General features: G+C 65.2%; 18 protein-coding genes and 1 pseudogene. 12 read left to right on the top strand and 7 right to left on the bottom strand.

From position 1 onward, the window contains the following. Nucleotides 1-43 precede the first annotated feature (43 nt). On the bottom strand, nt 44-2,164 hold the full coding sequence (locus tag G572_RS0119195) for a S9 family peptidase (RefSeq protein WP_029059862.1): 2,121 nt from the start codon (nt 2,162-2,164) through the stop codon (nt 44-46). A gap of 141 nt (nt 2,165-2,305) precedes the next feature. On the opposite strand from G572_RS0119195, the gene clpS reads away from it, so the two are divergent. Continuing rightward, nucleotides 2,306-2,611, top strand: coding sequence for an ATP-dependent Clp protease adapter ClpS (gene clpS, locus G572_RS0119190; RefSeq protein ID WP_029059861.1), 306 nt, complete (start codon nt 2,306-2,308; stop codon nt 2,609-2,611). Between the two features lie 500 nt (nt 2,612-3,111). Here the strand turns inward: clpS and G572_RS0119185 are convergent, their stop codons facing one another. Beyond that, entirely contained in the window at nt 3,112-3,510 is a 399-nt protein-coding gene (locus G572_RS0119185; RefSeq protein WP_029059860.1) for a PAAR domain-containing protein, read from the bottom strand. Between the two features lie 67 nt (nt 3,511-3,577). Between G572_RS0119185 and G572_RS0119180 the strand changes: the two genes are divergently transcribed. Beyond that, the gene (locus G572_RS0119180) at nt 3,578-3,868 is read left to right on the top strand and encodes a hypothetical protein (RefSeq protein WP_029059859.1); all 291 of its coding nucleotides are present in this window, start codon (nt 3,578-3,580) and stop codon (nt 3,866-3,868) included. 278 nt (nt 3,869-4,146) lie between these two features. Here G572_RS0119180 and G572_RS0119175 read toward each other — a convergent pair whose 3' ends face one another. The 3 genes and pseudogenes from G572_RS0119175 to msrB form a co-directional block, all read right to left on the bottom strand. Continuing rightward, nucleotides 4,147-4,704: a hypothetical protein gene (locus G572_RS0119175; RefSeq protein ID WP_037547472.1), complete on the bottom strand. Its 558-nt coding sequence runs from the start codon at nt 4,702-4,704 to the stop codon at nt 4,147-4,149. Nucleotides 4,705-5,193: 489 nt separating this feature from the next. Next, nucleotides 5,194-7,374 (bottom strand): annotated as a pseudogene (gene uvrB, locus G572_RS0119170) (excinuclease ABC subunit UvrB); the annotation flags it as partial. 755 nt (nt 7,375-8,129) lie between these two features. Further along, the gene (gene msrB, locus G572_RS0119165; protein ID WP_029059856.1) at nt 8,130-8,540 is read right to left on the bottom strand and encodes a peptide-methionine (R)-S-oxide reductase MsrB; all 411 of its coding nucleotides are present in this window, start codon (nt 8,538-8,540) and stop codon (nt 8,130-8,132) included. Nucleotides 8,541-8,772: 232 nt separating this feature from the next. Here msrB and G572_RS0119160 point away from each other — a divergent pair, with 232 nt between their 5' ends. The 8 genes from G572_RS0119160 (at nt 8,773) to G572_RS0119125 (ending at nt 15,438) form a co-directional block, all read left to right on the top strand. Further along, nucleotides 8,773-11,163 carry a putative monovalent cation/H+ antiporter subunit A gene (locus G572_RS0119160; protein ID WP_029059855.1) on the top strand — a complete coding sequence of 797 codons (2,391 nt, stop codon included), beginning with the start codon at nt 8,773-8,775 and terminating at the stop codon, nt 11,161-11,163. Further along, on the top strand, nt 11,160-11,579 hold the full coding sequence (locus tag G572_RS0119155) for a Na+/H+ antiporter subunit B (RefSeq protein WP_029059854.1): 420 nt from the start codon (nt 11,160-11,162) through the stop codon (nt 11,577-11,579). The genes G572_RS0119160 and G572_RS0119155 overlap by 4 nt, the downstream gene beginning before the upstream one ends. Further along, nucleotides 11,579-11,956: a Na+/H+ antiporter subunit C gene (locus G572_RS0119150; RefSeq protein ID WP_029059853.1), complete on the top strand. Its 378-nt coding sequence runs from the start codon at nt 11,579-11,581 to the stop codon at nt 11,954-11,956. The genes G572_RS0119155 and G572_RS0119150 overlap by 1 nt, the downstream gene beginning before the upstream one ends. Before the next feature lie 2 nt (nt 11,957-11,958). Beyond that, the gene (locus G572_RS0119145; RefSeq protein ID WP_029059852.1) at nt 11,959-13,542 is read left to right on the top strand and encodes a Na+/H+ antiporter subunit D; all 1,584 of its coding nucleotides are present in this window, start codon (nt 11,959-11,961) and stop codon (nt 13,540-13,542) included. Further along, on the top strand, nt 13,539-14,015 hold the full coding sequence (locus tag G572_RS0119140) for a Na+/H+ antiporter subunit E (RefSeq protein ID WP_029059851.1): 477 nt from the start codon (nt 13,539-13,541) through the stop codon (nt 14,013-14,015). Before G572_RS0119145 ends, G572_RS0119140 begins: the two co-directional genes overlap by 4 nt. Beyond that, complete coding sequence (locus G572_RS0119135; protein WP_029059850.1) at nt 14,012-14,368, top strand: cation:proton antiporter; 357 nt, start codon at nt 14,012-14,014, stop codon at nt 14,366-14,368. The genes G572_RS0119140 and G572_RS0119135 overlap by 4 nt, the downstream gene beginning before the upstream one ends. Beyond that, entirely contained in the window at nt 14,365-14,700 is a 336-nt protein-coding gene (gene mnhG, locus G572_RS0119130) for a monovalent cation/H(+) antiporter subunit G (protein ID WP_029059849.1), read from the top strand. Before G572_RS0119135 ends, mnhG begins: the two co-directional genes overlap by 4 nt. 321 nt (nt 14,701-15,021) lie before the next feature. Beyond that, nucleotides 15,022-15,438 (top strand): Ros/MucR family transcriptional regulator, encoded by a 417-nt coding sequence (locus G572_RS0119125; protein ID WP_029059848.1) that lies wholly within the window; start codon nt 15,022-15,024, stop codon nt 15,436-15,438. Nucleotides 15,439-15,454: 16 nt separating this feature from the next. Here G572_RS0119125 and G572_RS26345 read toward each other — a convergent pair whose 3' ends face one another. Beyond that, nucleotides 15,455-15,883: a hypothetical protein gene (locus tag G572_RS26345; RefSeq protein WP_156884738.1), complete on the bottom strand. Its 429-nt coding sequence runs from the start codon at nt 15,881-15,883 to the stop codon at nt 15,455-15,457. Between the two features lie 200 nt (nt 15,884-16,083). On the opposite strand from G572_RS26345, the gene G572_RS25640 reads away from it, so the two are divergent. Both G572_RS25640 and G572_RS24740 read left to right on the top strand, forming a co-directional pair. Then, nucleotides 16,084-16,581, top strand: coding sequence for a helix-turn-helix domain-containing protein (locus G572_RS25640; protein WP_051242756.1), 498 nt, complete (start codon nt 16,084-16,086; stop codon nt 16,579-16,581). Continuing rightward, nucleotides 16,581-17,402: a DUF6456 domain-containing protein gene (locus tag G572_RS24740; protein ID WP_051242754.1), complete on the top strand. Its 822-nt coding sequence runs from the start codon at nt 16,581-16,583 to the stop codon at nt 17,400-17,402. The genes G572_RS25640 and G572_RS24740 overlap by 1 nt, the downstream gene beginning before the upstream one ends. Before the next feature lie 16 nt (nt 17,403-17,418). Here the strand turns inward: G572_RS24740 and G572_RS0119105 are convergent, their stop codons facing one another. Then, on the bottom strand, nt 17,419-17,850 hold the full coding sequence (locus tag G572_RS0119105) for a SufE family protein (RefSeq protein WP_029059846.1): 432 nt from the start codon (nt 17,848-17,850) through the stop codon (nt 17,419-17,421). Nucleotides 17,851-18,017 lie beyond the last annotated feature (167 nt).

Here is an 18,017-nt window from a genome sequence, read left to right as displayed (position 1 = left end):
ATCGTGCCTTGCTCCCGCGCCCGCCATGTCACGATACGCCAGATCAGGCCTTGCCCGCCACCTTCAAGGCGAAGGCATAGACGAGCGCAACCTCCTTCAGCCGGTCGAAGCGGCCCGAGGCGCCGCCGTGGCCGGCGTCCATGTTGGTCTTGAGATAAAGCGGCGCGTCGTTGGTGCGCAGCTCCCTCAGCCGCGCCACCCATTTCGCCGGCTCCCAATAGGTCACGCGCGGGTCCGTCAGCCCGCCGACGGCGAGGATCGGCGGATAGGCCTGCGCCGTCACATTGTCATAGGGAGAATAGGAGGCGATGTGGCGGTAGTCGGCTTCCGATGCGACCGGGTTGCCCCACTCCGGCCATTCCGGCGGGGTCAGCGGGAGCGTGTCGTCGAGCATGGTGTTGAGCACGTCGACAAAGGGCACCTCGGCGATCAGGCCGCCGAAGGCGTCCGGCGCCATGTTGGCGACAGCGCCCATCAGCATGCCGCCGGCCGAACCGCCCTGGGCGACGATCCGCTCGGCCGAGGTGAAGCGCTCGCTCGCCAGATGGCGCGCGGCGGTGATGAAGTCCGTGAAGGTGTTGGTCTTGTTCTCGCGCCGGCCGTCGGCATACCAGCGGAAGCCCTTTTCCTTGCCGCCGCGCACATGGGCGATGGCATAGACGAAGCCGCGATCCGCCAGCGACAGGCAGTTGGTGTTGAAGCCCGCCGGCATCGAGATCCCGTAGGAGCCGTAGCCGTAGAGCAGGCAGGGCGCGCTGCCGTCGAGCGGGGTGTCGGCGCGGTAGAGCAGGGTAACCGGCACGGTCTCGCCATCGGCGGCGGGGGCGTGGATGCGCCGCGTCACATAGTCCTTCGGATCGTGACCGGAGGGCACCTCCTGCGTCTTGCGCAGGGTACGCGCCCGCGTCTCCATGTCGTAGTCATACACCTGGCTCGGCGTCGTCATCGAGGAATAGGTGAAGCGGATGCGGTTGGTGTTGAACTCGTAGCCGTCCGACATGCCGAGGGCATAGGCTTCCTCGTCGAAGGCGATGGCGTGTTCCAGCCCGTCGGCCAGACGGCGCACGACGATGCGCGGCAGGCCGTCCTCGCGCTCCAGCCGCACCATGTGCTTGGCGTAGAGCGTGTGCGACAGGATCAGCCGGCCGGGCTTGTGCGGCACCAGGTCGGTCCACACGGCCCGGCCCTTGCCGGCGAGCGTGTCGGCCACCGGCGCGGTGACGACGCGGAAGTCTTCCGAGCGATTGGCGTTGGTCAGGATCGCCAGCTGCGCGCCGCCGTCGTCCTCGACCGAGTATTCCGTCGCCGTCTCGCGCGGCGCGACGCACACGGGCGCGGCCGTCGGATCGTCGGCGGGGATGAGATGGACTTCCGAGGTTTCGTGATCGTGGATGTCGATGGTGATGAAGCGGCCCGACTGGGTCTTGCCCACGCCCATGAAGAAGCCTGCGTCCGCTTCCTCATAGACCAGCGCATCGCTCGCCGGATCGGTGCCGATCTCGTGGCGGAACAGTTTCGACGGGCGGTGGTTCTCGTCGAGCCGCACATAGAAGACATGGCGCCCGCAGGCCGACCAGACGCCGCCGCCGCCGGTGTCGGGAATGCGGTCCGCCAGATCCTCGCCGCTGGCGAGATCGCGAATGAGCAGCGTGTAGAACTCCGAGCCGGTGTCGTCGAACGCCCAGGCGAGCTTGCCGTGGTCGGGCGAATGCATCGCGCCGGCAAGCTGGAAATAGGCCTTGCCCTCGGCCTCCTTGTCGCCGTCGATCAGCACCTCTTCCGCCGGGCTCTTGGCATCGATGTCGTCGCGGGCGATGCGCACCAGCTTCGGATGCTGGCCGCCGGTGACATAGCGCACGCCATAGGCGAAAGGCCCGTCTGCGGTCGGCACCGAGCTGTCGTCTTCCTTGATCCGCCCCTTCATTTCGCCGAACAGCGTGTCCTGCAGCGCGGCGGTGTCGGCGATCCCCTCTTCCAGATAGGCGTTTTCCGCCTCCAGATAGGCGCGGATCGCGGGATCCAGCGTGTCGGGCGCGCGCATCACTTCCTGCCAGTTGTCGGCGCGAAGCCAGGCATAGGGGTCGGTGCGGGCAATCCCGTGGACGGTGGCGGTGACGGGACGCTTTTCAGCGCGCGGAGCGGGGGAGGGGTGTGTCTTCAACATGACGCGGGAGGTAGGGGGTTTGCTCCGCGATGGCAAGAGGTCAGACGGAGCGCACGGCGCGGGACAGGTGCGGCAATCCGGCCGGGGCGGCCTGTCGTGGCCGGGATGCGGGCGTGCGTCGATTGTGCTAAAATGCTCGGCATGAGTGACAATGACACCAATCTGAAACAGGCCACGACGACGAAGGTCGAGCGCCCGCGCCTCTACAAGGTGCTGCTGGTCAACGACGATTTCACGCCGCGCGAGTTCGTCGTCGCGGTGCTGTGCGCCGAATTCCGCATGACCGAGGACGAGGCCGTCAAGGTGATGATGGCGGCCCATCAGCAGGGCGTTTGCGTCGTCGCCGTCTTCCCGCGCGATGTCGCCGAGACCAAGGCCACCCGCGCCACCGACGCCGCCAAGGCCAACGGCTTCCCCCTGATGTTCGCCACCGAACCGGAAGTGTGAGGGGCGGCGGCTGAGATAGAGAGCAGCCGTCCTGCGGCTGCGCTCCCCGTTGCTGATTGAGGATGTCCCGCGACCTCTGCTCCACCCACCGCCGTCACCCCGGCCTCCGAGCCGGGGTCCATTGGTTCCCTCAGCCTGAGAGTGGGGCTCCGCAGCGGCTGCCCGTGTGGTAATGCATTGCAGGAACGGGGCTGAAGGCCGCCGCCGTATCGGCGCATCGGTCTCACTGTATCGCGCTCCATCTCGGCCGAGGTTGCCAATGGTCCCCGGATCGCCGCTTGCGCGCCGTCCGGGGTGACAGCTGAGGCCAGTGGCAGCCGGTTGGCACTGTTTTCCCGTTGCGGGTCCGGTCAGGTCAGTCAGTGGGATCCAGCGACATCTGCCCAACCCTCCGCCGTCACCCCGCCCCCCGAGCCGGGGTCCATTGGTTCACTCAGCCTGAGCGGGGCGCGCCCGGGGCTGCCCGCGCGCCGGCGCTCTTGGACGCTTGCGAAATCGTCTCAGCGCGGCGGACAGGCCGCGTCGCCGGCGCGTCCTGCCGGAACTCCGCCGAGCAACACGTCCGCTGAACCGCCACCGCTGCAGTTGGGCGCGGGCGTGGCGAGCCGCACTGCCGGTTGGCCTTCCACGAAGATCCCCGGCACCGGCTCGAACATCCCCGCCGGACATCCCGCAACGTCGGACAGGCGCAGCATCGGCCGGCCATTGATGAAAACGGACGCCGCGCCCGTTTGCGCGCAACCGGGAAGCGCTTGGGCGATTGCGGGACCGTCCGGCAGGCCGGCGAGCGCACAGGCCATCGCGCCGCCGATCAGAAGACGCCGGGCATGAGACGAGCGCGGGAGCGCGGAAACGACAGTCCGGGCGCCGGGGAACGCGGTTTGGCGGTGGGTGATCATCGCGCTACTCTAGGGGCTGTGCGTTGGCTGGCAAGGTCGAACGCCCGAGGCAACGCGGGAGGGCACGATGAGCGGACCCTATCTGATCTTCACGACGGTCATGACGCTGGCCCTGCTGCTGATGGTCGCCGCCTGGATCCGCACGCTTGTCTTCATCCGCCGCCAGGAACTGCTGGCCGAGGCAAGCCTCAACCCGCTTGAGGGCGTGCGCCTGTGGAGGCGCATTTTCACGCCCAACGGCTATGGCGAGGCCGCCGAAACCTCCCGCCGCGGCGTGGCGCGGCTTTACCGGCTCGCCCTTGCCGCCTTCGTGATCGCGGTGGTGCTGTTCTTCGTCCTGCCGGCGGTGCCGGGGTGAGGGGCATGGTTCGTGTGGGGCGGGGACAGAGCGGTCGTGTCGCCCCAACTGTCATGCCTGCGAAGGCAGGAATCCAGTATCTGCAGGCGCTTGACGGCACGCACCGCGTCTTGCCGTTCATGCCGGTCGGTCCCGACACCTGCAGCATGATCTCACCGTCCGGAGGATACTGGGTCCCGGTCTTCGACGGTGTCGAAACCGGGATGACATCTGAGGGGTGGGTATACGTTGGCATGCCTGCTTCGCACGTCGTGCCATCAAGGCCCGGGATCAAACGCCTAATCGACGAATGCATGCACAAAGAGTTTTTGATCCGGAAAAACATACATTTCGCTATATCCTCTTCCTCCCGAAACGTATCCGCTCCCGCCTGTCAATCCATCGACTATCTGCTCAAAGGGAATACCGGAGCGGCCGGCGCAGGAAGAGGCCCACATGATCATGGATTCACCTATCGACAACCGCGATCGCGGGGGCATTTTTTGCCAGTCCTCATAAAAGACGGGGCTACGATGCCTGGCCTTGTCCGACCTGCTTATTTTGGCGTTTTCAAAAAACGGCAGGCCTTGTTCCTTGATTTTTTGGGCGGTCGCGTCAGTGATCCGTATAGCCGTTATGCCGCAAGCGTCAGATATGAGAGAGTTCAGCAGCCCTACCCGGGCATTCCGCATGACGTAGCCTTCCACCTCAATGGAGAGTGGCAGCCCCGTGATAAACCTCTTTGTACCTTCAACCTTGTTTCGCCATGCGTTGACCTGAAAGGCTGCGAAAGCCAGTACAATAAATAAAAGAAAAAATTTTTTCATTTTCCAATTCATCTTTAGGGTTTTGCTCATGAAGGTCTATCTGATATTATAAATGACAAGCGGACTCATGCGCTATTTCAGGTAGAGTATGACATCTAGACTAATCTACATCCCCGGTCGCCCGCTTTTCTTCGGCCGGCCCCTTCGGCGTTTTTCCTCTGCCGGGTCCTCGTAGGACCCGGAGCCGATCTTGCCGCGCACAACCGGGCGGGCGTCTTCCTCGGCCTGTTGTGCCGGATTGACCGGCTTTTTCGGCAGCGGACGGTTCGACAACGGCACTTCCGTGCGGCCCACGGTCATTTCGTCAAGCGTATTCTTGCGCACCTTGCTTGCGCTCGCGGGCGGTCGCGCTGACGCGCTGCCCTCCACGGGGGCGCCCTGACCGGGCGACGGCCGGTCGGCCTTGCGGGCTTCGCCCGGAGCCACTTCTTCTGTAGACGGCCTGGCCGCTCGCGCCTTTGCCGCCCGGTCCTTCGCTGTTTCGCGCTTGGCACCGCTGGCGCCGGCCTTGGTGCCGCCCTTGCCGAATTTCTTGTCGCCCCGGTAGCCGCCGGTCTTGTCGTCGACGTCGGACTGGCGCGACAGCGGATCGTCGGAGAGCGCCAGTTCCGTCTGCTGCAGCCGCTTGACCTCGTCGCGCAGCCGGGCGGCGGTCTCGAAGTCGAGATCGGCGGCGGCCTCGCGCATCTTCCGTTCCAGATCGTCGATATGCGCCTTCAGATTGTGGCCGACGAGATTGCCGTCCTCGGCGAAGCCCGCCTCGACGGTGACATGGTCCTGCTCGTAGACCGACTGCAGGATGTCGCCGATGTTGCGGCGCACGCTTTCCGGCGTGATGCCGTGTTCCGCGTTGTAGGCTTCCTGCTTCTCGCGCCGGCGGTCGGTCTCCGCGATGGCGCGTTCCATCGAGCCGGTCTTGCGGTCGGCATAGAGAATGACGCGGCCGTCGACGTTACGCGCCGCGCGGCCGATGGTCTGCACCAGCGAGGTTTCGGAGCGCAAGAACCCCTCCTTGTCGGCGTCGAGGATCGCCACCAGCGAGCACTCGGGAATGTCCAGCCCCTCGCGCAAGAGGTTGATGCCGACGAGCACGTCGAAGGCGCCCAGCCTGAGGTCGCGGATGATCTCGATCCGCTCCAGCGTGTCGATGTCGGAGTGCATGTAGCGCACGCGTACGCCGTTCTCGTGCAGATATTCCGTGAGATCCTCGGCCATGCGCTTGGTCAGCACGGTGACCAGTGTGCGCATGCCCTTCGCCGCGATCTCGCGCACCTCGCCGAGCAGGTCGTCGACCTGGGACGAGGCGGGGCGGATGTCGATCTGCGGGTCGACGAGGCCGGTCGGACGAATGACCTGTTCGGCGAAGACGCCGCCGGACTGCTCCATCTCCCAGGAGCCGGGCGTGGCCGAGACGCAGACCGTCTGCGGCCGCATCGCGTTCCACTCCTCGAAGCGCAGCGGGCGGTTGTCCATGCAGGACGGCAGGCGGAAGCCGTATTCCGCCAGCGTCGCCTTGCGGCGGAAGTCGCCCCGGTACATGCCGCCGATCTGCGGCACGGTGACATGGCTTTCGTCGGCGAAGACGAGGGCGTTGTCGGGCAGATACTCGAACAGCGTCGGTGGCGGCTCGCCCGGCGCGCGCCCCGTGAGATAGCGCGAATAGTTCTCGATGCCGGCGCAGGAGCCGGTCGCCTCCATCATTTCCAGGTCGAACAGCGTGCGCTGCTCCAGTCGCTGCGCCTCCAGCAGCCGGCCGTGGGCGTTGAGCTCCTCCAGCCGCTGCTTCAACTCCGCCTTGATGGATTTCGTCGCCTGGTTCAGCGTCGGCTTCGGCGTCACATAGTGCGAGTTGGCGTAGATCTTGACCGACTTCATGTCGGCGGACTTCTGGCCCGTCAGAGGGTCGAACTCGGTGATCTGCTCGATCTCGTCGCCGAACAGTGAGATCCGCCAGGCGCGGTCCTCATAGTGGGCCGGGAAGATTTCGACGGTATCGCCGCGAACGCGAAACGTGCCGCGCTGGAAGGCGGCGTCGTTGCGCTTGTATTGCAGCGCCACGAGATCGGCGAGCAGCTGGCGCTGGTCGATGCGCTCGCCCACCTCGATGGCGAAGGTCATCGCCGTATAGGTTTCCACCGAGCCGATACCGTAGATGCAGGACACCGACGCGACGATGATCACGTCGTCACGCTCCAGCAGCGCGCGGGTGGCCGAGTGGCGCATCCGGTCGATCTGCTCGTTCACCGAGCTTTCCTTCTCGATGTAGGTGTCGGTGCGCGGGACGTAGGCTTCCGGCTGGTAGTAGTCGTAATAGGAGACGAAATACTCCACCGCGTTGTCGGGGAAGAACGACTTGAACTCGCCGTAGAGCTGCGCCGCCAGCGTCTTGTTCGGCGCCAGGATCAGCGCCGGGCGCTGGGTGCGCGAGATCACCTGCGCCATCGTGTAGGTCTTGCCCGAGCCGGTGACGCCGAGCAGCACCTGCGTGTCATCGTTGTTTTCCAGCCCCTCCACCAGATCGGCGATGGCGGTCGGCTGGTCGCCCTTCGGCTCGTATTCGGACACGAGCTTGATAGGCACGCCGCCTTCGGATTTCTCCGGCCGGGTGGGACGGTGCGGCGCCCAGGCCTCGCCGTTCTTGTGCAGCGGGTTGCCGCTTTCGATCAGTGCCGACAGCGCCTCCACGGTGGCGGTGTGGCCGGTGGTGCCGTCGGACATCACCGGCTTGGCGGCCTTCCCCTTGCCCTTGTTGCCCTTGTTGCGCTTCTTGGTCTCGGCCACCTGCTTGGCGAGCAGCGCCTCGGCGTCCTCCAGGCTCATGTCGAGGCCTGCGACCGGGTTCAGTCCGCCGGCGGCGCGCTCGCGCGGATCGTTGGTCGCGCCCATCGAGGTGCCGCGCGCCGAACGGGCGGGCTTTTCGGCCTTTGCGCCGGCCTTGCCGCTTTTCGCCTTTCCAGCCGGCGTTGCCTTTGCCTTCGTATCCGTCGAAGGGGAGGGCGCGCCGTCGTCCTCGGAAAGCTGCCGCGCCCAGTCGGCAACGCCGCCGGTCAGCGGCGCGCCCTCGAAGGGCGCCTGCGCGGCCTCGCCGAAGCCGTCGGGCGCACCGCCGCTGTCTTGCGCGTCGGGGCGGGGCGCGTCGTCCGTCTTGGTCGACGCCTTGCGGGAGGGGGAGGGTCGCTTGGCCATGGCCGCAATATGGTCCCAAAGCCGGTCGACGGAAACCCCTCGGCCGGGCTGTTTTGCCGCTTTGACCGGCGCTGCTGACAGGACGGTGTCAGTGGGGGGAGGGGGCTTTACGAAACGGAGCTTGGCAGGCAGATGACCATTCCGAGAAAGCGACACGCAAGCGCGTTCCACCCACCGCCGTCATCCCCGATCAAGTCGGGGATCCATTGGCAACCTCGGCGAGAGCGGCGGTCCGTGGCAGGGGCCTTGTGCGCGCAGGTTCCGATCTCTCACTCTTCCTCAAACGTCATCGCCGTGCCGTTCATGCAGTAGCGCAGGCCGGTGGGGGGCGGGCCGTCGGGGAAGACGTGGCCGAGGTGGCCGTCGCAGGTGCCGCAGCGGATTTCCGTGCGCAGCATGCCGTGCGAGCGGTCCTCGATCTCGGTGACGGCGTCGGGCGAGACCGTCTCGAAGAAGCTCGGCCAGCCGCAGCCGGCGTCGAACTTGGTGTCGGAGCGAAACAAAGGCGTGCCGCAGCCGGCGCAGGAATAGAGTCCGCCCCGGAAGATGTCCCAATAAGGCCCGGTGAAGGGGCGTTCCGTGCCGGCGCGCCTGAGCACGTGGAATTGCTCCGGCGTCAGCTCCGTCTGCCACTCGGCATCGGACTTTTGAACCTTGGGTCGAGCGGATGTATCTGTCATTGTGAGAAGCCTGCTCCCGTTTTTCGGCGACTCCCTGAAATAGGATCGCGCCGGCAAAACGACAATGCCTTCGCGGTCGAATGACGAAAGCTTCCCGCCGGAGGCGTAAAACGCTTGCTCCCGGTTTGGACGTGCATATAAGAGGGGCAAATCTTAACGAACACTCGCTAGAAAACGTCGAATCGTTTCCAATGCCGGCTATTGTGGCCGGAACATCTTCCTGGGGAGGCTCATGCCGCTGTTCGGACCCGAGGCGACCTTCTTCGCCGTACTGGCGCCGTTTGCCGCCGCGATCATCGCCCCGGCGCTGACGCGGGCGATGGGCCACAACGCCGCCTGGCCGCTGGCCCTCGTGCCCGCCGCCGTCTTCGTGTTTTTCGCCGGGCTTGTTCCGGAGGTCGCGTCGGGCGCGCGCTACACACCGGGCATGGCATGGGCGCCCGCCTACGGCGTGAGCTTCTCCTTCTTCATCGACGGCCTGTCGACAATGTTCGCGCTGCTGATCTCCGGCATCGGCACCTTCATCATCCTCTATGCCGGCGGATACCTGAAGGGCCACGCCCATCAGGGGCGGTTCTTCTCGTTCCTGTTCCTGTTCATGGGTGCGATGCTGGGTCTCGTGCTCGGCAATGACCTGCTGACGCTCTTCGTGTTCTGGGAACTGACCTCGATCACCTCCTTCCTGCTGATCGGCTTCGACCATCTGCGCGCGGCCTCGCGCCGCGCCGCGATCCAGGCGCTGGTGATCACCGGCGGCGGCGGCCTGTCGCTGCTGGCGGGTTTCCTGGTCATCATGAGCGTGACGGGCGAAGCCTCGATGTCGCAGGTGCTTGCCGGCGGCGATGTGTTGCGCGAGCATGCGCTCTATCCGCTGATCCTGCTTCTGGTGCTCGGCGGCGCCTTCACCAAGTCGGCGCAGTTTCCGTTCCATTTCTGGCTGCCCAACGCCATGGAGGCGCCGACGCCGGTCTCCGCCTTCCTGCATTCCGCCACCATGGTGAAGGCGGGTGTCTATCTGTTGATGCGCATGCATCCGGTGCTCGGCGACACGATGCTGTGGACGACCATCCTGCCGCTGTTCGGCGGTGCGACGCTGATCGTCGGCACGCTGCTTGCCGTGCGCCAGACCGACCTCAAGCTGATGCTGGCCTATACGACGGTTGCCTCGCTCGGCCTCCTGGTGATGCTGACCGGCACCAGCTGGGAAAAGGCCATCGAGGGCGCGGCGCTCTATCTGCTGGCGCATTCGCTGTTCAAGGGCGCGCTCTTCATGGTCGCCGGCACCATCGACCACGAGGCCGGCACCCGTGACGTGACGAAGCTTGGCGGCCTGCGCGGCGCCATGCCGGTGACCTTCGTTGCCGCCTGTCTTGCGGCGCTGTCGATGTCGGGCCTGCCGCCCTTCGTCGGCTTCATCGCCAAGGAGTATCTCTACGCGGGGATCTGGGGCGATGGCGGCATCTACTACGTGCTGACCGCGACCGCCGTCATCGGCAACGCGCTGATGCTGGTGATCGCCGCGGCCGTCGCGCTGAAGCCCTTCCTCGGGGCGAAGGTCGAGACGCCGAAACACGCGCATGAAGGCCCGCTGCTGCTCTTTGCCGGCCCGGTCGTTCTGTCGCTGACGGGTCTTGCCGCGGCACTTCTGGCCCATTCGACCGGCGTGCTGCTGATCCAGCCGGTGATCACCTCGATCACCGGGGTGCAGAGCACCGTCGACGTGCATCTGGTGCCGGGATATGTCGGCGCGCCGCTGATCCTCTCGGGCCTGACCGTGCTGCTCGGCATCGTGCTTTACCTGAAGCTCGACCGCTTGCGCGCGGCGATGGCCGGCACGCTCGCGGCCATCGGCTGGGGACCCGACAAGGGCTTCGACCAGGCGATCTCCGGGATCGTGCGGTTTGCGGATGCGGTCACGCGGCGTGTGCAGGGCGGGCGCATGGACATTTACATGACGCTGACCTTCCTGGTCGCGGCACTTGCGCTGCTGATCCCGCCGGTGCTGACGGGCGGCTGGCCGGCCGCGCTGGAGATGCCGGACTTCCGCTTCTACGAGTGGGGCGTTCTGATCATCGCGGCGGTGGGTCTCATCGCGGTGCTCACCGCCCGCACCCGCCTGACGGCCATCGTCTCGCTCGGCATCCAGGGCTTCGCGGTGGCGCTGATCTTCATGCTGTTCGGCGCGCCGGATCTGTCCTTCACCCAGTTCATGGTCGAAACCCTGTCGGTGGTGATCCTTGCGCTTGTGATGACCCGGCTCAACCTGCAGCCGCGCGACCACCGGCCGATGGGCTACCGGGTGGCCCACGGACTGATCGCGACGGCGCTCGGCGTCGGCTTCGCCATGCTGCTGATCCGGGTGACCCAGCTCACCTTCGACCGCTCGCTGTCGGACTTCTTCGAGGCCTACAGCCGCACCATCGCCCATGGCCGCAACATCGTGAACGTCATTCTGGTCGACTTCCGCGGCTTCGACACCTTTGGCGAGATCGCTGTGGTGATGATCACCGGCCTGTGCGTGCTGGCGCTGATCCGGGTCCGTCCGAAACGCGCGGAGGACGCGGCGATCGACAGGGCCGCCGGCGACGAGGCGCTGTCCAAGCGCGAGGAGGCGCGGATATGAGAACCATCATCTTCCGCACCATCGCGCCCTATCTGGCCGCGCTGATGGTGCTGTTTTCCATCTTCGTACTGCTGCGCGGGCACAATGAGCCCGGCGGCGGCTTTATCGGCGGCCTGATCGCGGCGTCCGCCTTTGCGATCTACGGCATCGCCTGCGGCGTTGCCGCGGTGCGGCGCGCGATCACCCTGCATCCGATGACGATCTCGGCCTGGGGCCTGTTCATTGCGGGTCTGTCCGGCCTGCCGTCACTGTTCATGGCGCAGCCCTTCATGACCAGCCAGTGGTGGTATGTGCATGCCTTCGGCGTCGAGATCCCGCTGTCGACGCCGTTGTTCTTCGATATCGGGGTCTATCTGGTGGTGGTGGGTTCGATCAGCTCCATCGCGCTTGCGCTGGAAGAAAGGGAGAGTGACTGATGGAAGCGGCCCTTGCGATCCTCATCGGCCTGTTCTTCGCGGTCGCCACCTATCTGCTGATGTCGCGCCAACTGGTGCGCATCCTGCTGGGCATCGCGATTCTCGGGAATTCGGTGAATCTCCTGATCTTCACCTCCGGGCGGCTCATGCGGGAGGTCCCGCCGGTGATTCCGGAGGCGTTTCAGGTCCCTCCGGGCACGATCGCCAATCCGCTGCCGCAAGCGCTGATCCTGACCGCGATCGTGATTTCCTTCTCGTTCTTCGCCTTCCTGCTGGTTCTGGCGTTCCGCGCCTATCAGGAGCTTGGCACCGACGACACCAATGAGATGCGGGTGGCCGAGCCGACGGGCGAGACGCCTCCGCCGCAAGGGTACTGAAGATGGCCGCTACCGATTCCGCTGTGGACCTGTCGCAGGCAATGCGCCTGGAGCCGGTTTTGCCGGCCGACTGGCTGCTGGTCGCGCCGCTGATCATCACCATTCTGGGCGGCGCGCTCTGCCTGATGACGCGCAAGAACACCGCCGCTCAGCCGAAGATCGCGATCATCTTCCTGACGCTGCTGGTCTTTGCCTGCGCGGGTCTTCTGGCACATGTGCTGGACAAGGGCGTGGTGACGATGGTGGCCGGTGGCTGGTTGCCGCCCTTCGGCATTGCCTTCACGGTCGACGCGCTGGGCGCGACCCTGGCCCTGACCTCGTCCATCGTGGCGCTTTGCGCCGCGGTCTACGGCATCAGCGACGTCGACAATTCCGGCCGCCGCTACGGGTTCTATCCCTTTTTGCTGCTGCTGATGACCGGTGTGTGCGGCGCCTTCCTGACCGGGGACATCTTCAACCTTTACGTCTGGTTCGAGGTGCTGCTGATCTCGTCCTTCGGCCTCTTGGTGCTTGGCAACGAACGCGCGCAGCTCGACGGGGCGGTCAAATACGCGCTTCTCAACATCATCGCGACGACATTGTTCCTGATCGCCACCGGCCTGCTCTACGGCATTCTGGGCACGCTCAACATGGCGGATATCGCGATCAAGGCGAGGGGCGCCGGCACGGACGGTCCGCTGATGACGGTCGCGGTGCTGTATTTTCTCGCCTTTGCCATGAAGGCGGCTGCCTTCCCGGTCAATTTCTGGCTGCCGGCCTCCTATCACACGCCGCGCATCGTCATCGCGGCCGTCTTCGCCGGCCTTTTGACCAAGGTCGGGGTCTATGCGCTGCTTCGCATCTTCGCACTGCTTCTGCCCGACGCCCGGGTGGCGCTGGCCGACCTGATTGCACTGGTGGCGATCGTCACCATGCTCACCGGTGTGCTGGGCGCGCTGGCGCAGACAGACGTGCGCCGCCTGCTCGGCTACCTGGTGATCTCCGGCATCGGTTCGATGCTTGCGGGCCTTGCCATCGGCACGACGCCCGCGCTCGCCGGCACGATCTTCTACGCCGTGCATTCGATCCTGGTGATGACCGCGCTCTACATGGCGGCCGGCATGATGCGCGCGCTTGGCGGCTCCTATTCGCTGCGCGAGCTCGGCGGACTCTATCGCGCCAGCCCGGCCTTCGCGGCGGTCTTCCTGATGCTCGCCTTCGCGGTTGCCGGGCTGCCGCCGTTCTCGGGCTTCTGGCCCAAGGTCATCCTGGTCGATGCGGCCCTTGTCGGCGGACACGGATGGATCGCGGGCGCCATTCTGGTCACCGGCCTGCTGACGACCATCGCGGTCGGACGCGTGTGGATCTATGCCTTCTGGCGCGGCGGGGCGGAGGGCACGCCCGACGGCCAGTTGATGGCCTTTGCCGTTCCGGCGCCCGGAGCGGTCGGCGCCAACGTCTGGCTGCCGATCGGCGTGCTTCTCGGGCTGGTCGTGCTTCTCGGTGTCCAGCCGGAGTTCATGATGCAGGTGTCGGGGCGCGGCGCGGCGACACTGAGCGAACCGATGGGCTATCTTCGCTCTGTCTTTGGGGAGGGTGCGCTGTGACCAGCTTGTTCCTGATCAACATCCTTCTGGCGCTCGCATGGGGCGCGGTGACGGGAAGTTTCGCCGAGGTCAACCTTCTCTTCGGCTTCGTTCTGGGGGCGGGCGCGCTCTATATCATCCGCGAGCAGGTCGGCACCCGGGGCTATCTGACGCGGACCTGGCAGGTGGTCAGCCTTGCGCTGCTGTTTCTCTATGAACTCGTCCTCTCGGCGCTTCGGGTGGCCGGCATCGTGCTGCGCCCGAAGATCGTGCTTCAACCCGGCATCATCGCCTATCCGCTGACCGTCGACCGGGATTTCGAGATCACGATGCTGGCGAACCTGATCACGCTGACGCCGGGCACCTTGTCGGTGGACGTCTCCGACGACCGCAAGACGCTGTATGTGCATTGCATTGACGTTCCGGAGCCGCAGGCGACCATCGACGACATCAAGAACGGGTTCGAACGCAAGATCCTGGAGGCGTTCCGATGAGCGGACTGGAACAATTCGCGGGCGAGTTTCTGGATGTCTGCGTCAATATTTCGCTGGCCATCCTGACGGTTGCCTTCTTTCTCACCGTCATTCGCATCATCAAGGGCCCGACGTTGCCGGACCGGGTGGTGGCGCTCGACATGCTGGTGGCGCTCGGCATCGGTTTCATCGCGGCGATCGGTATCCAGACCGATTATTATCTCTATGTCGACATCGCCATTGCTCTCGGTCTTGTCGGTTTTCTCGCCACCGTGGCCTTCGCCCGTTTCGTGCTCAATCGCGGGCTGGCGAAAGATGCGACCATCGTCGAGGAAGTGAAACAGAGCATTGCGGATCGTGAGGCCGGCCGATGAATCCCGTTTATGAAATCATTGTCGGCATCGTGCTTGTGACCGGCTCCATTTTCGCCCTGATCGCCTCGATTGGCCTGTTGCGGCTGAAGGACGTCTACATGCGCATGCACGCCGGTTCGAAGGCGGGGACGCTCGGGTCCGGGCTGATGCTTGTTGCGCTGGCCGTGCACGCGCATCAGATTGATGTCATCACCCGTGCTTTCGCCGGCGTGGTATTCTTCCTGTTAACCGCTCCGGTTGCCGCCCATCTTCTGGCAAAGGCCGCCTATGAAGCGGGTTACCGGCCGTGTGCGGACACCAAGATCGACGAGATGGGCAAGGGAAGCGAGTGAACTCCGTGCCGTGACGTCATGCGTGTATGTGGCGGAGCGGTTTTCAGCCTAATTATTCGGGCTCTGCTTCTTTTTCGAGACGCGAAAACTAAGGTTCAGTCACGAATTCCTGCGATGAAGCAGGATCGGGTCATAGATTCTTTCAAGTTTTTTCTTGTGATCTCAATTTCTCCGATATATACGGTCTTCATGCTTTCACGACGGCAGAATCGAAGTCGGTTGGGGTTGCGTCGCAATATCGCGACAGTACGTTGATCACTTTGTAGAAGCTATTCTGCCGATCTATTTCCGATGTGTTCCGTCATAACTAGTGGGTGGAAAATGACTGAAATGGTCGCCGACGACAATCTCATCGACCTGACCGCCGATATCGTCTCGGCTTATGTTGCAAACAACACGGTCGCCTCGACTGACCTCGCAGGCTTGATCAACGAAGTGTACAACGCGCTGCATCGTACCAGTACGGCTGCTGTGGAGCCGGAGCCGGAGCCGCTGAAGCCGGCTGTCCCGTTGAAGAAGTCCGTGACGCCGGACTACATCATCTGCCTGGAAGACGGCAAGAAGTTCAAGTCGCTCAAGCGCCACCTGCGCACGCATTACGACATGTCGCCCGAGGAATACCGCGAGAAGTGGGGCCTTGCCAGCGACTACCCGATGGTCGCGCCGAACTATGCGGCCGCGCGTTCGGAGCTTGCCAAGAAGATGGGCCTCGGCCAGCAGCGCAAGCGCACCAAGTAAGCATCTTTGTTCGCAACTATCCGGCTCTGGCCGGGTTGCCACGACCGCCGCGAGACATCGCGGCGGTCGTTTGCGTTTCCGCTCCCGGTTCCGGCTGACGAAGACGGGCGAGACAAAGCGCCATCGAATGCAGTTGCCTGAGCGCGGAGAGCCGGTGCCGGTCATGGAGCCAGGAACCGGCGCGGCCGCGCTCTCGCTCCATCGCCGCCGCCTGGTCCAGCCAGCCGGTCTGGCACGCCAGGACGGTAGCGTCGATGCAGGCCATGTCCGCTGGCTCCTGGCCCGAAGGAGCGGACGGAACCGCCAGTCGCCGTGCCAGACGCTGATAGAGCGCCACGCAAGCTGACGGGCACGTCACGTGTTCGACCGGGCGTGCGCCTGGCGTCGGCGGGCAGGCGTGAGCCGCCAGCGGGCATGCCTTGTGCGCCTCTTTTCGGTCCATCATCCGGGCGTTCTCCGCATGCAGTCTTCGCGCGTCGTTCCTGGCAGGCAGTATGGCGCGCGGACCGGCTGCGGGGAGAAATCCGGCATGTTCTGGACCGTGAAGCCGGGGCCGGCAGCGACTTATCCCCGCGCGTGTATTTCTCGCGTAAACATATAGGAATATAAACCTATAAACTTGTGATTGTTGTCGGGAGTTGGGACATGCAGGCGAACCAGAGCGAAGTGGTGGGGCAGGTGGCGGTTGCGGGCGCTGCGATTTGGCCGGACGGAGAGGACCGTCATCCGGGCGTGTCGGAGGCGAATAACGGCCGCGCACCGCGCAAGCCGCGCGGCGGATCGGCAAGCGGCGACGACGCGCAGGCGGACATGAACATGCGTGGTGCCGAACTGATCGTCACGGCCTGCGTGGTCTGCGTGTTCGGAGTATCGCAGCAGGAGCTTGCCGGGCGCAGCCGGGGGCTGGCGCATGTGGCGCTCGCCCGTCAGGTCGCGATGTATCTGCATCATGTCGTTTTGCGCCAGACGCTGACGGCGGTGGCAAACCGCTTTGCACGTGACCGGACGACCGTGGCGCACGCCTGCCGGGTGGTGGAGGATCGGCGCGACGATCCGGCATTCGAAGAGCTTCTGAATGCCATTGAACGCGCCGTGGAAGGCGCGCTTGGTCCCTTGTCCCGGTCGCGGCGGGGGCGTGGTTGATGCCGGCCGTGCCCCGGGTCGGCCCGGCGCCGTCGGGCCGCGAGATTGACCGGTTCCTCAAACGGCTCGAGGGGGCCGGCTTCTGGCGGATCTCAACGTCCGGGACCTGCAGTGGCGAGACGGCGAGCGACGAAAGCCGGTTTCGTCTCGTCGCGACCCCCGGGGCAAGTGAGCGGCGGATCCAGTCGCAAGAGGTTCTTGTCGCCGCTCCCGTCTTGCGCAGTGCCATGAAGCAGGGCCTGATCGAGCGGTGCGGCGCGGGGACGCTGCGAGTGTCGCAAACAGGCCGTGCCCGTCTCAGGCGCGCGTCAGGTGGTGACGACGGATTTCGCGCGCAGCATCAGGCGCGCGGAACGCGAACGCTGGCGCAGCCCGACGGATCACGTGAGGTTCTGGCCGTCGACCACGGGGAAAGCCCGCTTTCCTGGTTGCGCAACCGCAAGGGCGCGGACGGTCAGCCCCTGATCGATGCGTCGAGGTTCGAGGCCGGCGAACGGTTGCGGAGCGACGTCACTTTCGGGCGCATCGTCCCGGGTCTGGCGACGCAGAGCTGGGACGGGGCCGGCGGCACCGGCGGAAAACGCTCCGGCGCTTCCGGGATTGCGGAGCTCTCCGATGCAACGATTGCGGCGCGGAGCCGGGTGGACCGCGCGCTGAAAGCGGTCGGCCCGGAACTGGCGCCGGTGCTGATCGATGTGTGCTGTGAGTTGAAGGGGCTTGGGGAGGTCGAAAAGGCGCGGCGCTGGCCGCCGCGCTCCGGAAAGATCGTGCTGATGATGGGGCTGGCCCGTCTTGCGCGTCACTACGGCCTGATGCCGTGACGGCCGCTTTGCGTCTTCAGGCGTCCGCCAGGGCTGCGCGCGCATCCGCGCGGATCTGTTCCACCATGGATTTCAGACCGTTGGCGCGCTGCGGGGTCAGGTGTTCCTTCAGGCCGATCTGGCCGAAAACGCCGTCGATGTCGGTCTCGACGATTTCCGCGGCGCTCTTGCCGTTGTAGGCGGAAAGCACGATGGCGACGAGGCCCTTGACGATATGGGCGTCGCTGTCGCCGTCATAGGTGAGGCGAGTGGCGCCGTCGGCGTCGCGGGTGGCGGTTTTCGACAGCCAGACCTGGGAAACGCAGCCGCGCACCTTGTTGGCCTCGGTGCGTTCCGCTTCCGGGAACGCCGGAAGGGTGCGGCCCAGCTCGATGACATAGCGATAGCGGTCGTCCCACTCGTCGAGGAATTCGAAGTTGTCGAGGATTTCTGAAAGGGGAGGGATCATGGCGCCTGTCGGGTCGGGGGATAACTGGTCCCGTATATAGTCCGCTTGCCGCCCCAAGAAAACCGTCGCTCACAGGATTGAACGCGGAACCGGTGCCCGTGCATGGACGAAAAAAGAAAAGGCCGCAGGCGAAATGGGCAGCAAGTCGCCTGCGGCTGGCGGAAAAC

This window comes from Stappia stellulata DSM 5886, assembly GCF_000423705.1.
GTDB classification, from domain to species: domain Bacteria; phylum Pseudomonadota; class Alphaproteobacteria; order Rhizobiales; family Stappiaceae; genus Stappia; species Stappia stellulata.
The sequence above is the reverse complement of the archived record's forward strand: the minus strand, read 5'-3'. Positions and strand labels throughout refer to the sequence as shown.